The organism is Bradyrhizobium sp. JR4.1 (assembly GCF_040548605.1).
In the GTDB taxonomy this organism is placed as follows: domain Bacteria; phylum Pseudomonadota; class Alphaproteobacteria; order Rhizobiales; family Xanthobacteraceae; genus Bradyrhizobium; species Bradyrhizobium canariense.
Genome location: NZ_JBEPRY010000026.1, coordinates 45656 through 61634 on the forward strand (window position 1 = coordinate 45656; position 15979 = coordinate 61634).

The following is a 15979-nucleotide window of genomic DNA, read 5'->3' on the forward strand; positions in this document are numbered from 1 at the left end:
CGTGATGAGGAGGAACAGCTACTGCGCGCCGACCCAATTGCCGTGAAAACCGTCGGGCACGCGATGTCCGAGCTGCACCAGCGCCACGGGACCGGCCTCGATATCTCCAGCGTTGAACACGGCGAGGTCGCTCCGGTTCTCCCGCGCGCGCCAGACCGCCGCCAGCAGCCAGCCATCGCCTTCTGCCGCATCTTTCGACCGCTCGACGAAGACCGGTTCAGAAATGGTGTCGCCGGCCGGCAGCAGATAATGGCCGAGGCGCTTGCCCTTGCCATCGACATGGACGACGCCGGACAACGCGCCGAACATCGGCAGCGTCGGATTGGCGCAGGCGTACCAGCCGTGACCGCTCTTCAATCCGGCGCGGCGGTCGTCGATGCGCGGGAATTCGCCGGTGAGATCGTCGAGATAGGTCTGCTGGAAGCGGTCGGTATTCCCGGCAAGATCAAACGTCCAGCGGCAATGGCGGGCGAAGGATTTCTCGGGATTGGTGGGCGTGCCGTCGGGATGCGTGAACAGTGGTGCTTCCTCGAACTGCATGACGTCGGCGATGATGCGGTCACCTTCCTCCCACGCATTCATGACGTGGAAGACGTAGCAGGCCTCAGCGCGAAACCAGACGATGTCCTTCGCGCTGCCCTTGCGCTTGATCACGCCGACATAGGCGCCCTTGTCCGGCTCCCAGGCATAGGGCGGCCGCCCGCTCATCGCGCGCTCCATGCTGCCGGTGAGGGGCAGGATCGGAAACAGCAGGTGGTTTTCCGTGACGATGAAGTCGTGCACCATGCTGGCATAAGGCGCCTCGAAGCGTTCGAAGCGCGTCGCCTTGCCGGACGCATCGATCGATCCGTAGGAGAGGGCAGGCGTCAGCGGACCCGCCGCATTGTAGCCGAAGAACACCAGCTCGCCGGTGACGGGATCGATCTTCGGGTGCGCGGTGAAGGTGCCGGCGATCCGGCCCTGATAATTGTGATAGCCGCGCGTCGCCAGCTTACCGGGCTCGATCTCAGTCGGCAGATGCAACTCCTCCAGCGCAAGCAGCTTGCCGGCATGGAAGATGATGTTGGTATTTGCAACGCCGCCGTCGGTCAGGTTCGCCGGGGCATCCGGCAGCTTGCGGCCAAAGCCGCCGAACAACGCGCGGCCGGCATCGTGCTCGGCCAGCCATTTCGACGTGCGGATCCAGCGGTTGCGATGGCTGGCGCGCCCGTTCTCGAGATGAAAGGCGTGCAGCATGCCGTCGCCGACGAACCAGTGCGCGCCGGGCGACTCGAACTGCGGATTGGGGCCGTTGCGATAGAGCGTGCCGTTCAGCTCGCGCGGCAATTCACCGATGATTTTCAGGAAGGGCGCGTCGGCCTCGAACGGAATCGGACCGAGATTGTGGCGGCGTTCGGCAACGGCGTCCTGCTGCACGGCGTATCCTCCCTCATCTTTACATCGTAAAGATCAAATAGTCGTACGAGGAGTTCTGGTCAAGTGAAATCTTTACACTGTAAATATTGCGTCTTATAGCTGGCCTATGGGCAAGAGCGAAATCAGGACAGCAACCGCGCGCGGTGCGCGCACCCCAAAGAAGGCGAGCGCCCCGGCGCGCCTCGCGCGACGGACGGCGAGCGTCAAGGCCGAGGCGCCCTATCACCATGGCGCGCTGCGCGAGGCGCTGCTCCAGGCCGCCGAACGGGTGCTGGAGCGTGACGGGCTCGCCGGCCTGACATTGCGCGCCGTGGCGCGCGAGGCGGGCGTCTCGCATGCCGCGCCCACCCATCATTTCGGCGACCTCACCGGGCTTCTCAGTGAGCTCGCGGCGGTTGGCTTCCGCCAGTTCAATGCGGCGATGGCGTCGTCCTCCGACTCCGCCACCACCCCGCTCGAGCGCGCGCTGGCGCGGCCGAAAGCCTATGTTGCCTATGCCCAGGCTCATCCCGGCATGTACGGCATCATGTTCCGCACCGAGCGCCTCGACTATTCCAGGCCGTCGCTGCACGAGGCCGCCGAGGCGTCCTTTGCCGGGCTCGCCAATGCCGTCGGCATGATGCGGCAGGAGCAGATCAGCGGCGACGCGCTGACGCTCAATCAGGGCGCCGCGATCGCGCGCGCGTGGTCGATGGTACATGGTTTTACCATGCTGCTGCTCGATGGGCGGCTGGAGGATATTCTGGGGCGCCTGCCCGAGGGCACGACTCCCGAACGCCTGCTCGAGGCCATGCTGATGTCCCCCGTGACGGGGAAGCCGCCGGGCCCTTGATGGCTCGCCGCGAGCGCCTAGCGCATCGTCGCGAGCTCGACGGCTCGGCCGCGCGCGCCGACGATCTTCACCTCGTCCTTGCCGCAGGTAAAACTGCGGGCGAACTCGTCCGCGGCCTTGCGCGCGAGCTCATTGGCGTTCGGGTTGGCGATCGCGTCGACATAGGCGACGTGGCAGACGGGGCCGGGCGGCAGTCGGGTCACGATGAGCATGGCCTTGGTGTTCGGCCGCCCCTCCTTGTCGGGATCGGTGCCATCGGCGATGTGCCAGCGCTGGATGATCGCAAACGGCCTGGCGGCCGCGGTGCGCCATTCGACGGTGGTCTCGGACGAGTTGAACGGGGCGAACCAGACTTTTGCCGCCGGTTCCTCGGCCGCGGCCCTGCGATTGCGGCCGACGGAGACGATTTCGCGAAGATCGTCCTCGGCGATCAGGATCTCGAGGCCATCCTTGCCTTTGCAGACCCGCGTGGTGCTGCCGTCGAGCTCGCTGGGCTTGCCGATCTGGTGGCAATCCTTCGGGGCCGTCGAGGTATATTGGCTGCCCACGGATTGGGCGTCGGCGCGGTCGAGACCGCTGCACATCAGCAACATGGCCAGGAGCAGTATGGCCAAGCCTGCGGTGGTGATGCGGAACATGACGACGCCTTTGATCGAGCGGGAACTCCGTACCATCAGACGTCTTGATTGTGGGCAAGGTTCAAACAGTCTCGACAGACACCTGACAGCGGCGCGGAATCGTTCTAGAAGGGCGGCTTCGCTTGGGCTCTTTCAGCCTCATTCGCGTCCTCGTTTTTCGTGATCATGCCAGCCACCTCGTCGAACAAACCTTATCGCGTCGGCCGCTCGAAGACCGGGCTCGGCCTCTTCGCCACCAAGCCGATCAAGAAGGGCACCCGGATCATCCGTTATTACGGACCGATCCTGGACTCCCGGATTCCCGAGCACGACGACATCGAGAACAAGTACCTGTTCGAGCTCAACGGCCGCTGGACGATCGACGGCTCGGTGCGCAAGAACCTCGCGCGCTACATCAACCATTCGTGCCGGCCCAACGCCGAATCCGACGTCCGGCCGCGCGAGCGCAAGGTCTTCATCCGCGCTATCAAGAACATCGAGCCGGGCGACGAGATCAATTACGACTACGGCACTGATTATTTCAAAGCCTATCTGAAGCCGATCGGCTGCAAGTGCGAATCTTGCGAGAAGAAGCGCAAGAAGCTGCGCGCCGAAGCGCGGACCGAGCGCGCCAAGGTGAGGGCGCGCGCGGAGCGTAAAGCGCAGAAGGCGGGGGCAAAGCCCGCCAAAAAGAAGAAGCTCAACGGCGTCGCTGTTGGCAAAGCCAACGGGCGCGCGCGGGCGTAGCCTGAGTTCGAGCTTCTGGCACAACTGTCATGCCCCGCGAAAGCGGGGCATCCAGTACGCCGCGGCCTTTTCGTATGCGACGACTGCCTCTGGAATACTGGGTCGCCCGGTCAAGCCGGGCGACGACAGCGAGTGATGCGGCCTCACGCAGCCAGCATACTCCCGCTCCTGCGCAATCCCACATATTGCAGTTCGGCAAACACGCCGGTCGCGATCGCCTGCGCCACGACCATGAGCTCGCCGGCAAGATTCGGCGACACCGCGCCCGAGAGCAGCAGCGCGATGCTGCCGACCGTCCAGGCCGCGTTGCCGACCACGATCAGCAGCACGAGCGGCTTTGCCACGGAGCCGCGCGAGGCGAGCCAGCCGACGAGCGCGGTGTAGGCGATCAGGAACAGGCCGGTCTCGCGCAGCAGCGCTTCGGGCAGGTTGAACAGCGACGCGAACGCGCTGGCGCCGAAAGTGAAACCGAGAGCGGCGACGCCGCTGAAGATCGCGTCGGCAAGAAGCGCGCGGCGAAGCAAGGTGGATGCGTCAATCATCGTGGTCTCCATGGTTGGGTTGGGCTCGAGGTGAAAGTCAGTGCAATCCGCGCCACCAGGCGCGGAGCAGGCGGGCGAGACGGAACGGGCAAAGGCTCCTGCCGACGCCGTGCTCGAAGGCTGTGACTTGCGCGACGACATAGTCGCCAGTCGAATGCACCAGCGGCTCCGGCATGTTGAGGCCGCGCGCCAGCATCCGGGTTGCGAGTGCCATGGCCCAGGGAACAAGGTAGTCTGCGACGGTCCGGTAGAGCAGCAGTGCGATCATGGTCGTCTCCTGTTGCGACCCAAGATGCGCCGGCCCGAGGCCCAATTCGATTACCTCCGACGTAATGGAAGGGCCGAAATCTGCGTGCTAGGTTTTCGACCATGAACGCACATGCATCCACGGCACAGGCCGAACGCAGCCAGCCGGTCCATATCGGCGACCATCTGCGCGAATGGCGGCAGCGCCGCCGCATGAGCCAGCTCGATCTCGCCGGCGAGGCCGAAATCTCGGCGCGGCATTTGAGCTTCGTCGAGACTGGCCGTGCCGCACCCTCTCGCGACATGGTGCTCAGATTAGCCGAGCGCCTCGACGTGCCCTTGCGCGAACGCAACGTGCTGCTGGTCGCCGCCGGCTATGCCCCGGCCTTTCCGCAGCGCCCGCTGGAGGATCCCGCCTTGAAATCAGCCCGTCAGGCGATCGACCTCGTCCTTAGGGCGCATGAGCCCAATCCGGCGCTGGCCTATGACCGGCACTGGAATCTGGTCTCCGCCAACCGCATGCTGGCGCCGCTGCTCGCCGGCATTCCGCAGCGACTGCTCGGTCAGCCCTTCAACGTGCTGCGGCTTGCCTTCCATCCCGAGGCGCTGGCGCCACGCACGGTCAATCTCGCGGAATGGTGCGGGCATCTCCTGGAGCGGTTGCACCGGCAATGCGAGGCGACGGCCGATCCCGAGCTGATCAAGCTGTACAACGACCTGAAGAGCTATCCGATCCCGGCGCGCGCGGCGCCGCTGTCGAGCGACAATGTCGCGATCCCTTTCAAGCTGCGACATGACGGGGAGATACTCAGTTTCTTCTCCACCACCATGGTGTTTGGTACGCCGGTCGATATCACGCTGTCGGAGCTGGCCCTGGAAACCTTCTTCCCGGCCGACGAGCGCACTGCCGAGCGGCTCCGACAAATGGCAGCAGCCATGAGCTAGCGGCCTTGCCTCGGAATGGGTTCGGCTTATCTTTGGGCACAACCCGCAACGCCCGAAGGAGGCGCTCATGAGCACCCTAAAGCCGCTCCAGATTGACGTCGTCTCCGACGTGGTATGCCCCTGGTGCTATATCGGCAAGCACCGGATCGAGAGCGCGCTGGCGCTGGTGCCCGACGTTCCGGTCAAGCTCAATTTCCGTCCCTTCTTCCTCAATCCCTGGGTGCCGTCCGAGGGCATCAGCCGGGAGGAGTATCTCACCAAGAAGTTCGGCTCGGTCGAGGCCTATAAGGGCATTGCGGGACGCGTCGTTGCGGCCGCGGGCGAAGAGGGGCTCGTCTATCGGCCAGAGCTGGTCGCGCGTCAGCCCAACACCACCGACTGCCACCGCCTGATCCTCTGGGCCGAGGCGATCGGCAAGGCGCCCGAGATGAAGCAGCGCCTGATGGAGCTCTACTTCCGCGACGGCGGCGACCTCACCGATGTGAACGTGCTTGTGCAGGCGGCTGCCGATGTCGGCCTCGATCCCGACGACGTGCGCAAGCGCCTCGCCACCGACGAGGACGTCGCGCGCGTATCGGCGGACGCGCAGGAAGCCGCCGAGAAGGGCATCTCCGGCGTGCCGACCTACGTGTTCGCGCAAAAATACGCCGTCTCCGGTGCGCAGGATCCCAACATGCTCGCGCGCGCCATCCGCGAGGTCTCGGCGGAGATCAACGCCCAGGCGGCTGAGTAGGAGCTATCCTATTTACGAAGCAGGCGAACTGCGCGGCGCGCCGCCGCGTAGGCGATGCCGTGCGCCGCGAGCGCTCCGTGAACGAGCGCCACGATGGGGTCGTTCCGCCGCAACGGTATCAGCACGTCGCCGACGGCGAAGCGCCCGCGCCAGATCGGGTTGATCATGGGGTGATCGGCGCTCGCGGTGGAATCCGCGCTGGCAATGGCCGGATCGGCGCAGAGGCGGCGGGTGAGCTCGAGCGTAAGCTGCACGCCCGGCGAATATCTTGCGAAGCGCTCGTCGATGCCGAGCTTGAAGAAGAAGGCGCGGTCCAGATGGCGCAGTACGATGCCGGCGGCCACCGGCGTCGCGCCGGCGCGAAGGGTGACGATCTCGCATTGCGCGGTTTCTGCCAGCGCGGGAACGGCGCGGCGGATGAAGGTTGCATCGCCGGCATGCTGGACCAGCGCGGTTCCGCGCTTGCCCTTCCAGCCACTGGCTTCGAGCTGCAAAAATGTCTCGAGCGCCGGCCTGATCTCGTCGAGGCTGCGCGCGACGTCGAACACGGCCGCGCCGTGTTCTTCGAGACGATGGCGCTGGCGGCGTAGCTCCTTGAGCTTTTTGGTGCCGAGCGCATCGCGAAGCAGCGTCTCACCGTCCTGGGTCGCGTCGAGGCTGGCGCGGATGTAGGAGTTGAGGAGGCGCGGCTTCAGGCCGTCGCGATTCAGAACCTGGTTGAGGGCGGTCATTGCCGCCCCATCGAGCGCGACATCGTTCAGCACGAGCGCATGCGCTCCGGCCGCGCGGGCCTGCTGCAACAGGCGCGCCGCTGCCTCGATCGGGGCATCGCGGTCGATCAGCGGGCTGCACAGCGTACCATAGGGATGCGCGCTCACCAGCGCGGGCAGGGGGATCTTCCATGCCCGCCAGAGCGAGATCACCGGCATCAGCCCGATCAGCCGCGATCCATCGCATGCGGAAAGCGCCGAGGCATCGGTGCGGCCGCGCGCGGTTGCGCTGACAGCGAGCTCCCAGCCCGGCAGGTAATATCCGTTCGGCTCGATCGCGCGCTGCGCGAGTGCGCGCCACTGGCTGGGTTCGATCGCCGTAAGCGGGACACGCGCGCGCGCCGCCGCGGCATGCTTTGCCGATGCCGGATTGATCGCAGCCTGGTGCGCGATATCGACCACGTCCCGTCGTCCCCGTTCAGGAGGCCATGCTTAGCGCAAAGATTGGAAAATACCGTTGGGACGCCGCTTCAATTCGAGTGGTAATATTAACGTCCCGTTGAGCATGCGGCCACGAGCCGCCGCATGGCGATTGCATAGGGTGGCAGAAGGCTGCCGGACGACCTCGGCCCTGCATGGTTCGAGACGCCCGCTTGGGCGGGCTCCTCACCATGAGGGTCTGAAATCTCGCCGCAAACCGCGACCTCATCCTGAGGGCCCGCCCCAGGCGGGCGTCTCGAAGGATGGCCGCAAGCAAGCTTTCCGCCGCATCTTTCAGCTGCGATAGGCCTGGCATGCAGCGGGAGACAGCTGGCTATCGGTCACCCGGCACGAAATGGTCGCGCGCGCTTGCTCGTCCGCCGCCGGCAGTGTCGGTGATCCCGATGTCGATGTCGCGCGAGGTCTGCGGCAGCTGGGCCGGGCCGACCTGCACCGACAGCCGGACCTCGCGGGTCTGATCCTGCCCGACCTCGACGACGGGCTTGCCGTCAGCTCCAACCTCGATGCCGGCGACGCGAATTGTCGCGCCCGGCAGGCCGGTGACCTCGAGCGCAAACGACCGCTGCTCGCCCTTGTTGAGGATGCGCAGGGTGTAGTCGTTGCGGACGCCGCCACCGGCGAGCTGAACGAAGAGTGGATTGCGCTCGTGTAGCACGTTGACGTCCATCGTCGCACGCGTGGCGAGCGCGTAGAGCATGATGCCGCCAGCGATGGCAATGGCCGCGGTATAGATCAGGGTGCGCGCGCGGATGATGCGGTAAATCGGCGCCTTGCCCTCGCTCCGGCGCTGCATGTTGATGTCGGTATCGTAGCCGATCAGGCCGGCGGGCCGGCCGATCTCCCGCATCACGTTGTCGCAGGCGTCGATGCACAGGCCGCATTGGATGCAGCCGAGCTGGATGCCGTGCCGGATGTCGACGCCGGTCGGGCAGACATTGATGCACTGGTGGCAGTCGATGCAGTCGCCCGCGATGTCGCCATGGGTGCGGGCGACCTGCGCCTTCTTCACCGACATGCGTGGCTCGCCACGGTCGCGGCGATACGTGACGTTGAGCGCCCATTCGTCGGTCAGCGCCGCCTGGATGCGCGGCCAGGGACACATGTAGATGCACATCTGCTCGCGGGCGTGACCTGCAAAGACGTAGGTCGTTGCGGTCAGGATGCCAATCCAGAGATAGGCGATGAACGGCGCCTGGAAGGTGGCGAGCTCCTTCACCAGCGTCGGCGCGTCGGCGAAATAGAGCACCCAGGCGCCGCCGGTCCACCAGGCGATCATGATCCAGAGAAAGTGCTTGGTTGCGACCTTCCGGATGTGACCAAAGGTCCAGTAGCGCTTGTCGCCCAGCATGCGCTCGCGCCGGTCGCCCTCGACCCAGCGTTCCACTGCATAGAACAAATCGGTCCATAACGTCTGTGGGCACATGTAGCCGCACCAGATACGACCGGCCACCGCGTTCATCAGGAACAGCACCATGGCGGCAATGATGAGCAGGCCCGTGAAGTAATAGACCTCCTGCGGCCACAGTTCGATGAAGAAGAAATGGAACCGGCGATGCGGCAAGTCGACCAGGACAGCCTGGTTCGCCAGGCCGGGTCCGCGGTTCCAGCGAATGAAGGGCAGCAGATAATAGGTCCCGAGCGTGACGCAGAGGATCGCCCATTTGATGCGACGGAACGGCCCGTGGACCGATTGCGGGTAGACCTTCTTCCGCTTCTCGTAGAGCGGTCCCTCGATAATGGTGTCGTCGGTCATCCTGCGCTCCTCGCGTCTAGCGCAAGCGAGAGGCCTATCCGGGAGTGCAGAAGAGGCGGTACAGCGTCTCCAGCAACGCGCGGACTTCCTGGCTCGCGATACTGTAGTATATCGTCTGACCATCCCTTCTGGGTTTGACCAGGCTCAATGCGCGCATCTTGCCGAGATGCTGAGATAGTGCGGCCGACGACAGGCCCGCGATGTCGGCGAGTTCGCCGACCGACTTCTCGCCGTCCAGCATGTTGCAGAGGACCAGCAGTCGCTTCGGATTGCCCATGGCCGTGAGGAGGCGGGAAGCCTCCTCGGCCTTCTCCTCAAGCGCGACCAACTCTTGATTGCGGAGCTTGCGTTTCATGGCCGACATATATATTAGTATATTCGAAAATACGAAAGAACTAAAGTAAAGGTATCCGCCCGCGCCGGGCGTGCTCGATCCGGAGGTCGCATGGTCTCGACATCATTTACGCCAATCGCCTCGCTTGTTGGCGGTGCGCTGATCGGCTTGTCTGCCGTTCTGCTGATGTGGGCGACGGGGCGGATCGCCGGCGTCAGCGGCATCGCGGCGCGGCTGTTTCCCCCTTACGAGGACCGCCAATTTCCTGGCCGGCTTGCCTTCATCGCAGGCCTCGTCGCCGCGCCCGTGCTCGTGCTGCTCGTCACCGGAACTCTGCCGGCGCAGACAATCGAGGCGAATCCGGTCGTTTTGATTGTCGGCGGCTTGCTTACGGGCTTCGGTTCGGTCTGGGGCAGTGGCTGCACCTCCGGCCACGGCGTCTGCGGCCTGTCGCGGCTCTCGGCGCGCTCGCTGGTCGCGACCATGACCTTCATGGCGACCGGCATGGCGACGGTCCTCGTGATGCGGCACTGGAACTGATGGCGATGGCTATACCGGTTCAATTCTTGATCGGCGTGATTTTCGGCCTGGGCCTGATCGTCTCGGGCATGGCGAATCCGGCGAAGGTCCTGAACTTCCTCGACGTCGGCGGCATCCCGGCGGGGACGTGGGATGCGAGCCTTGCCTTCGTGATGGCGGGCGCTGTGGCCGTGACTTTCACCGGCTTCAAACGCGTCCTGAAGCTCGCGCGGCCCTACTTCGCCGAACGATTTTATCTTCCGACGCGCAACGACATCGATCCCAGGATCATCGCAGGCCCCGCGATCTTCGGTGTGGGTTGGGGACTGGCGGGCTTCTGTCCGGGGCCGGCGCTGACCGCGCTCGGATTTGGCTCCGTGTCTGCCGTCATCTTCGTCGTTGCGATGAGTGCCGGCATGGCGCTCGCCCGCTTCGTCGCTCACCTGCCGTCATTGACGCGCTTCGTCACGCCGGCCGATCCGTTCGACACCTAGAGTAAACGCAGAGAGTAAGTCATGGACAAGAATTACCCCGAGATCACCCGCCAAATCTCCGCCAACATGCGCAAGCTGCGCAGCGACATTCCCGACACCATGAAGGGATTTTCCGCGCTTGCACAGGCCGCCACGCGCGACGGCGCGCTGGACAAGAAGACCAAGGAAATGATTGCGCTCGCGCTCGGCGTTGCCGCGCATTGCGACGGCTGCATCGGCTTCCATACCGAAGCCCTGGTCAAGCTCGGTGCAACGCGCGAGGAGGTCGAGGAGACGCTCGGCATGGCCGTCTACATGGGCGGCGGGCCGTCGCTGATGTATGCCGCGGATGCGATCGCGGCCTACGAGCAGTTCCAGCAGCAGACAGTTGCCGCCTGACGTCTGCGATACGAATCGCATGGGCGGGACCGGACGAGTTGTCTCGTTCGGTCCCGCCTGTCATGTCATCATTGATTACCAGCGGTCCCCGCCGACACCGACGCCAACACTGACGCCGGGCGCGCGGATACCGACGCCGCCGCGCGGACCATCGTCCCAGTCGCGATAGGTGCGGCGCTCATAGTAGCGGTCGCGCGGCATGGTCGCATAGGAGTCGCGCACGATCACGCGCGAGCCGCCGCGGGTGCGATAGCAATTGCCGGAATCGTCGCAGACCAGCCGCACTTGCTGGACGAGATCGGGGCTGGTGTATTCGCTGGTCGTATAGACGTCGGCGGCCTTCGCGCCGCTCACCGCTGCCAAGGCTCCGACACCAGCCAGCAATGCAATCGTGAATGTCCTCATCATGTCCTCCTCGAAACTGCCCTCGGCGGTAACAAGAAGGGGAGGCCATGATCGTTCCGGCAAAATTACAGGTTTTTCCCGGAACCGGATCGGATGTCGGCTTGATCTGCTTCCTAGATCGGCTCGTAGCTTTCCGACCCGCAGATGTCGTCCGCTTCGGCGCGGCGGCGATCGACCACCTTTCCGCCCGATATGGTCACGATGTAGGTCTGTGGCCCGAGCGGCGATCCGGTCGCCGAGGTGAGCTGGGCGCGGACGCAAGCTGTCCAGCCCGGTCCCCGCACCTCACGATGGGGTGAGGCGACATGCACCTCACGCGGATAGGCCGTGCTGAGGAAGACGAATTCGATCTGCTCGCGCACGACGCGTTTGACGTCGGGGGCCGCTTCGGGCGGCGGCTGCTCGGCCTCCTTCATGCGCATGAACTCGGGCACCGGTGCGCGGCTGTCGGCAAAGCCGCAGGCCCCGAGCGCGAGCGCGCTGGCCAGCAGCGCGGCGTGAGCAATAATCCGTAACATCCGTGAAGGTCCCCTGCGGGCCAAAATATAGGCACGAATGCGATCCGACGAAGACCCGGCCAATCAAGATTTGCTGAAGCCAGGATTTCTTGAAGCCAAGATTTCCTGGAGCAAGATTCCTGGAGCAAGATTCCTGGAGCAAGATTTCCTGGAGCCAGATTTCCTGAAGCCCTGGACCCCGCGGCATTGGCTATTCCATAATTGCCGGCTAGTTTGTACCCCAGACGAGGGGGATTGCGCCCATGAGGATTTTGGTCATAGCGGCCGCCGTGCTGGCGCTGGCGGTTGCCTCCGCGCAGGCGCAGATGGGCGGCGGCAGGCGTCAGCCTAACGAGGGCGGCCAGAAGGCGGACAACAAGCCCAAGGTCGACGAGAAGGCCTACAAGGCCGCGCTCGAGCGCATTCCCGAGTCCAAAGAGAAGTACGATCCTTGGAGCGGGGCGCGTCCGCCTGAACCCGCCAAGAAGCCGAAATAGGTGCGGCGGGCGCTGGCGACCCGCCCCCGGTATTTGGCAGCTCTCATCACGCTCCTCTTGTTTTCGGCGCGGCCAGGCCTCGCCTGGGAGAGCTGGGGTGGCGATCCCGGTGGCTCGCGCTTCTCGCCATTGCGAGAGATCACGCCCGACAATGTCGGCAACTTGGTTCGGGCCTTCGAATTCCAGACGGGCGATCTCGCGGCGCGGCCGCCCGGAGTGATGCGGCGAACCAAATTCCAGGCGACGCCGCTGTTCGTCGAGGACAGCCTGGTCTTCTGCTCGCCTTTCAACGAAGTGATCGCGCTCGATCCCGGCACGGGCGCGCAGAAATGGCGCTACGATCCGAAGATCGCAATCAATCAGCGTCCCGCCAACCGCTACGTCTGCCGCGGCGTCACCTACTGGATCGACGACGAGGCGCCTGCGGATGCCGCATGTCGATCGCGTATCTTCATGGGCACGAACGATGTGCGCCTGATCGCGCTCGATGCGAAGACGGGCATCCCCTGTGCCGGCTTCGGGGAGGACGGTGAGGTCAGGCCCGATATCGGCATGAAGCTGGAATGGCCCGGCGAATTCCAGATCACGTCGCCGCCGGCGGTCGGCCGCGGGGTCGTCGTGGTCGGCTCCGCGATCGGCGACAACCGCCGCGTCGACGCGCCGAGCGGTGTGGTGCGCGCGTTCGATGCGCGTAGCGGTCAGCCGCGCTGGACGTTCGAGCCGCTCAAGCGCGACGGCATCGAAGCCGGTCACGCCAATGTCTGGGCGCCGATGTCGGTCGACGCGGCGCGCGGACTGGTATTCCTGCCGACGTCCTCGCCGTCGCCGGATTTTTGGGGCGGCAAGCGGCCGGGCAACAACGAGCATGCCAATTCGGTGGTCGCGCTGCGCATTGAGACCGGCGAACTCGTATGGGCATTCCAGACCGTGCACCACGACGTCTGGGACTACGATCTTCCGGCGCAACCGACGCTCACGCGCATCGACGCCGGCGAAGGTCAGCGCGATGTCGTGATCCAGCCGACCAAGCAGGGCTTTGTCTTTGTGCTCGATCGCGATACCGGCAAGCCGGTGTGGCCGGTCGAGGAGCGCAGCGTTCCGCAGGGGGCCGCGGAAGGTGAACGGCTGTCGCCCACGCAGCCATTCCCGACGCATGTGCCACCGCTGATGTCGCAAAAAATCTCGACTGAGGATGCGCTCTCGCTCGTTCCTGGCCTGCGCCGCTCAGCTTGCGAGACGCAGTTTGCGGAGGCACGCAACGAGGGCCTGTACACGCCACCCTCAACGCAAGGCACGCTGGAGTTTCCCTTCACCGGCGGCGGCGTCAACTGGGGCAGCGCAGCCTTCGATCCCGTCAACCAGGTCCTCTATGCCAACACCAGCCGGGCCGTTCATCTCATCAAGCTGATTCCGCGGGCGGAGGCGGCCGGATTCGATCCTCCGCCCGGTCATGATTTCGGCCAGCAGAATGGTGCGCCGTTTGCGATGTCGCGTGCGGTGGCAATGTCGCCGCTCGGGTTTCTTTGCAACAAGCCGCCCTGGGGCGAGATGGTCGCGGTCGATCTGAAGGCGGGCAAGATCCTCTGGCGTTCGACGGTCGGCACCACCGAGGATCTCGCCCCGCTCGGCGTGCCGCTGCCGTGGGGTGCGCCGCTCGTCAACGGGCTCGCTGTCACGGCAGGCGGGCTCGTCTTCACCGGAGCGATGGACGCCTATTTGCGCGCCTTCGACGCGCGCAGCGGCAGTGAGCTGTGGGAGGGTCGGCTGCCCGTGCCAGGCGTCGCTAATCCGATGACCTATTTCTGGAAGGGCGAGCAGTATGTCGCGATCGGCGCCGGCGGCCACTCCGAGGCAGGCACCTCGATCGGCGACAGCGTCGTTGCGTTTCGCCTGGCACGGCCGGGCGAAGGGCCGTCGCTGTGGTCGCGTACCATCGATCGCCCCGGTGGGCGATTTTTTGCGGCATCATCGGCGATCGCGCTCGCGATTATCGCGCTCGTGGTTGCAGGATTGCGCTGGCGGCGCCGAGGTCGCGCGAACATGACGCAGCATCGCGCGCGATGCGAACCATCATTCACATCATATGCACTACTGTACGAAAGCGAGGCCGATGCGCCTCTCGCTGCGCCAATTACGTTGAACTAAATTCAATACTGGCGCTACTTGCACAGCGCTTCAGATTTCGTTTACGACGTCGAAGCGGAAGTCACTCCGCCGATTTTCCCCCAAGCCGTTCCTTTGTGGCGCTACGCGCCGATGGAGATATTGATGAAGACCACGTTTTCGCTTCTGTTCGCCGCAGCGCTCTCGCTGTCGTCCATGCCCGCCCACGCCACCAAGCTCGATCTCGCGACCATGAGCTGCAAGCAGTTCTTGGAGAGCGGCGACGACACCATCAAGATGGTGCTGACCTGGATGGACGGCTGGTACAAGGGCGACGAAGAGAACGCGATCATCGACACCGACGTGTTCGTCGAGAACGCCAAGCAGTTCGGCAGCTATTGCGGAAAAAATCCGAACGTCAGCATCGTCACGGCGGCTGACGAAGTGCTCGGCAAGTAACGTCTCCCGCGTGACGGCGCGAAGCGCGATCGCGCTTCCTGTCTCGGCATGACGCCATCGAGAGCCGCGGTGCGCTTTGCGCTCACGCGGCTTTCCTCTTTTCGGCTGATACTCACCCCGGCAGCATCGCGAACGCGCTCGACACCATCGCAACCGGCTTGTTGTCGGTGGCCGAGAACAGCGTGACCCGGCCAAAGCTCATGCTGCGTCCGAGCCGCACCACGCGGGCGTCGGCCAGCACGTCCGACGAGGAGACCGCGCGCATGAAATGCGTGGTCTGGTCGACCGTCGTCATCGGTCGATAGCCGCGGTTGGCGGCGAGGTTCGCGATCACCATCGCGGTGTCGGCAAGCGCCATCAGCGCTTGGCCGCAGACCACGCCGCCGTTGCGGCACAGGCGCTCCGAGAACGGCATGCGCAGGAGCGCTGCCGGCTGCCAGTCCGGCACGTCCGGCGGCGGCAGGTGCTCGATGCGCTCGACCGACAGGTTGAGATCCTGGACCCAGGGCGCAAAGACCTCGCCGAGGATGCGTCGGGCCTCAGTGATGCCGAACTCGGCTTCTGGATGCGATGGCATTGCTGTCGTTCCCTCCGTATTGTCGGATGTTCGGCATTCCGAGCAGACCGGCGCGGCAAAGTCACCCGGCCTGCCGCGGGTCCCGTCGGCTTGAAAATGCCTGACTTCGCCCGGTATGATGCCACGGAGTGGGTATGGGGTGGGTGATGTTGCGTCGGTATATCCTCGTGTTTTGTCTGGCCGGGCTCGGCCTGTTGCTGAACGGGTGCACCAAGTGCGGCCCGATCTGGGACGACTGGCTCCACGCGCCGAAATCGTGCAAATCGGACCGGCTCTAGCGGGCCGAGCGGCCCTTGCGGTTGTGGCCGGGGCGACAAGGCGCGGGCGACCCGCGCCGCCATGGATGATCAAGGAGCCAATGATGAAGCTTTTCCCTATGGCCGCGGTGCTGGCTGTTCTGGCGGGACCGACCGTGCTGGCGGGACCGGTCTATGCGCAAATGCCCAATCTCAATTTGCTGCAGGAGGGGCCTGGCAAGACCCCCGAGGAGAAGGCCGCGGAAGCCGAGCGTGACAAGGCCTACAAGGAAACGCTGAAGAAGATTCCGGATTCCAAGGCTTCCAACGATCCCTGGGGCGGCATGCGCTCCGACCCGCCGAAGCAGGCGGCGGCGCCAAAGGCCTCGGCCGCGACCGGTGCGCCGAAGAAGAAGTCCGGCACGTCTGCCAATTGAC

At 64.9% G+C, this 15979-nt stretch carries 21 protein-coding genes; 11 read left to right on the forward strand and 10 right to left on the reverse strand.

Annotated features, from left to right (window positions below; genetic code table 11):
- Nucleotides 1–18: 18 nt before the first annotated feature.
- Nucleotides 19–1416 carry a carotenoid oxygenase family protein gene (locus tag ABIB90_RS34160; protein WP_354202267.1) on the reverse strand — a complete coding sequence of 466 codons (1398 nt, stop codon included), beginning with the start codon at nt 1414–1416 and terminating at the stop codon, nt 19–21.
- 106 nt (nt 1417–1522) lie between these two features.
- On the opposite strand from ABIB90_RS34160, the gene ABIB90_RS34165 reads away from it, so the two are divergent.
- Nucleotides 1523–2248, forward strand: coding sequence for a TetR/AcrR family transcriptional regulator (locus tag ABIB90_RS34165; RefSeq protein WP_354202268.1), 726 nt, complete (start codon nt 1523–1525; stop codon nt 2246–2248).
- A gap of 17 nt (nt 2249–2265) precedes the next feature.
- On the opposite strand, the gene ABIB90_RS34170 is transcribed toward ABIB90_RS34165, so the two are convergent.
- Nucleotides 2266–2886, reverse strand: a complete 621-nt coding sequence (locus tag ABIB90_RS34170) for a hypothetical protein (RefSeq protein ID WP_354202301.1) — start codon at nt 2884–2886, stop codon at nt 2266–2268.
- A gap of 165 nt (nt 2887–3051) precedes the next feature.
- Here ABIB90_RS34170 and ABIB90_RS34175 point away from each other — a divergent pair, with 165 nt between their 5' ends.
- Nucleotides 3052–3612, forward strand: a complete 561-nt coding sequence (locus ABIB90_RS34175) for an SET domain-containing protein (protein WP_007602184.1) — start codon at nt 3052–3054, stop codon at nt 3610–3612.
- Between the two features lie 143 nt (nt 3613–3755).
- Here the strand turns inward: ABIB90_RS34175 and ABIB90_RS34180 are convergent, their stop codons facing one another.
- Nucleotides 3756–4154 (reverse strand): hypothetical protein, encoded by a 399-nt coding sequence (locus ABIB90_RS34180; protein WP_354202269.1) that lies wholly within the window; start codon nt 4152–4154, stop codon nt 3756–3758.
- A 37-nt stretch (nt 4155–4191) separates the two neighbouring features.
- Nucleotides 4192–4422 (reverse strand): hypothetical protein, encoded by a 231-nt coding sequence (locus ABIB90_RS34185; protein WP_354202270.1) that lies wholly within the window; start codon nt 4420–4422, stop codon nt 4192–4194.
- A gap of 101 nt (nt 4423–4523) precedes the next feature.
- Here ABIB90_RS34185 and ABIB90_RS34190 point away from each other — a divergent pair, with 101 nt between their 5' ends.
- Nucleotides 4524–5345 (forward strand): helix-turn-helix domain-containing protein, encoded by an 822-nt coding sequence (locus ABIB90_RS34190; protein WP_063995739.1) that lies wholly within the window; start codon nt 4524–4526, stop codon nt 5343–5345.
- A 67-nt stretch (nt 5346–5412) separates the two neighbouring features.
- Complete coding sequence (locus ABIB90_RS34195; protein ID WP_354128052.1) at nt 5413–6078, forward strand: DsbA family oxidoreductase; 666 nt, start codon at nt 5413–5415, stop codon at nt 6076–6078.
- Between the two features lie 8 nt (nt 6079–6086).
- Here the strand turns inward: ABIB90_RS34195 and ABIB90_RS34200 are convergent, their stop codons facing one another.
- From ABIB90_RS34200 to ABIB90_RS34210, 3 genes are all read right to left on the reverse strand, one after another.
- Nucleotides 6087–7250, reverse strand: coding sequence for a GNAT family N-acetyltransferase (locus ABIB90_RS34200; protein ID WP_354202271.1), 1164 nt, complete (start codon nt 7248–7250; stop codon nt 6087–6089).
- Between the two features lie 352 nt (nt 7251–7602).
- The gene (ccoG, locus tag ABIB90_RS34205; RefSeq protein WP_354202272.1) at nt 7603–9042 is read right to left on the reverse strand and encodes a cytochrome c oxidase accessory protein CcoG; all 1440 of its coding nucleotides are present in this window, start codon (nt 9040–9042) and stop codon (nt 7603–7605) included.
- A gap of 34 nt (nt 9043–9076) precedes the next feature.
- The gene (locus ABIB90_RS34210; RefSeq protein ID WP_007602193.1) at nt 9077–9397 is read right to left on the reverse strand and encodes an ArsR/SmtB family transcription factor; all 321 of its coding nucleotides are present in this window, start codon (nt 9395–9397) and stop codon (nt 9077–9079) included.
- A gap of 90 nt (nt 9398–9487) precedes the next feature.
- Between ABIB90_RS34210 and ABIB90_RS34215 the strand changes: the two genes are divergently transcribed.
- Genes ABIB90_RS34215 through ABIB90_RS34225 form a run of 3 tightly spaced genes read left to right on the forward strand, consistent with a single transcriptional unit; the run spans nt 9488 to nt 10767 of the window.
- Complete coding sequence (locus ABIB90_RS34215) at nt 9488–9916, forward strand: YeeE/YedE family protein (protein ID WP_354202273.1); 429 nt, start codon at nt 9488–9490, stop codon at nt 9914–9916.
- Nucleotides 9917–9921: 5 nt separating this feature from the next.
- Nucleotides 9922–10389, forward strand: coding sequence for a DUF6691 family protein (locus ABIB90_RS34220; RefSeq protein WP_354202274.1), 468 nt, complete (start codon nt 9922–9924; stop codon nt 10387–10389).
- Nucleotides 10390–10410: 21 nt separating this feature from the next.
- Nucleotides 10411–10767, forward strand: coding sequence for a carboxymuconolactone decarboxylase family protein (locus ABIB90_RS34225; protein WP_007602197.1), 357 nt, complete (start codon nt 10411–10413; stop codon nt 10765–10767).
- Nucleotides 10768–10842: 75 nt separating this feature from the next.
- Here the strand turns inward: ABIB90_RS34225 and ABIB90_RS34230 are convergent, their stop codons facing one another.
- Both ABIB90_RS34230 and ABIB90_RS34235 read right to left on the reverse strand, forming a co-directional pair.
- On the reverse strand, nt 10843–11175 hold the full coding sequence (locus ABIB90_RS34230; protein ID WP_035994586.1) for a hypothetical protein: 333 nt from the start codon (nt 11173–11175) through the stop codon (nt 10843–10845).
- Between the two features lie 110 nt (nt 11176–11285).
- Nucleotides 11286–11690 carry a hypothetical protein gene (locus ABIB90_RS34235; protein ID WP_007602199.1) on the reverse strand — a complete coding sequence of 135 codons (405 nt, stop codon included), beginning with the start codon at nt 11688–11690 and terminating at the stop codon, nt 11286–11288.
- 242 nt (nt 11691–11932) lie between these two features.
- On the opposite strand from ABIB90_RS34235, the gene ABIB90_RS34240 reads away from it, so the two are divergent.
- The 3 genes from ABIB90_RS34240 to ABIB90_RS34250 all read left to right on the forward strand — a co-directional run bounded on the left by ABIB90_RS34240 (nt 11933) and on the right by ABIB90_RS34250 (nt 14728).
- Nucleotides 11933–12166: a hypothetical protein gene (locus tag ABIB90_RS34240; protein WP_007602200.1), complete on the forward strand. Its 234-nt coding sequence runs from the start codon at nt 11933–11935 to the stop codon at nt 12164–12166.
- Between the two features lie 33 nt (nt 12167–12199).
- Nucleotides 12200–14311 (forward strand): pyrroloquinoline quinone-dependent dehydrogenase, encoded by a 2112-nt coding sequence (locus ABIB90_RS34245; protein ID WP_354202275.1) that lies wholly within the window; start codon nt 12200–12202, stop codon nt 14309–14311.
- A 123-nt stretch (nt 14312–14434) separates the two neighbouring features.
- Nucleotides 14435–14728 (forward strand): HdeA/HdeB family chaperone, encoded by a 294-nt coding sequence (locus ABIB90_RS34250; RefSeq protein ID WP_007602202.1) that lies wholly within the window; start codon nt 14435–14437, stop codon nt 14726–14728.
- 112 nt (nt 14729–14840) lie between these two features.
- Here ABIB90_RS34250 and ABIB90_RS34255 read toward each other — a convergent pair whose 3' ends face one another.
- A complete protein-coding gene (locus ABIB90_RS34255) occupies nt 14841–15305 on the reverse strand; it encodes a PaaI family thioesterase (protein WP_354202276.1) in 465 nt (154 codons plus the stop codon).
- A 361-nt stretch (nt 15306–15666) separates the two neighbouring features.
- Between ABIB90_RS34255 and ABIB90_RS34260 the strand changes: the two genes are divergently transcribed.
- Nucleotides 15667–15978, forward strand: a complete 312-nt coding sequence (locus ABIB90_RS34260) for a hypothetical protein (RefSeq protein ID WP_219685015.1) — start codon at nt 15667–15669, stop codon at nt 15976–15978.
- The last annotated feature ends 1 nt before the right edge of the window (nt 15979 follow it).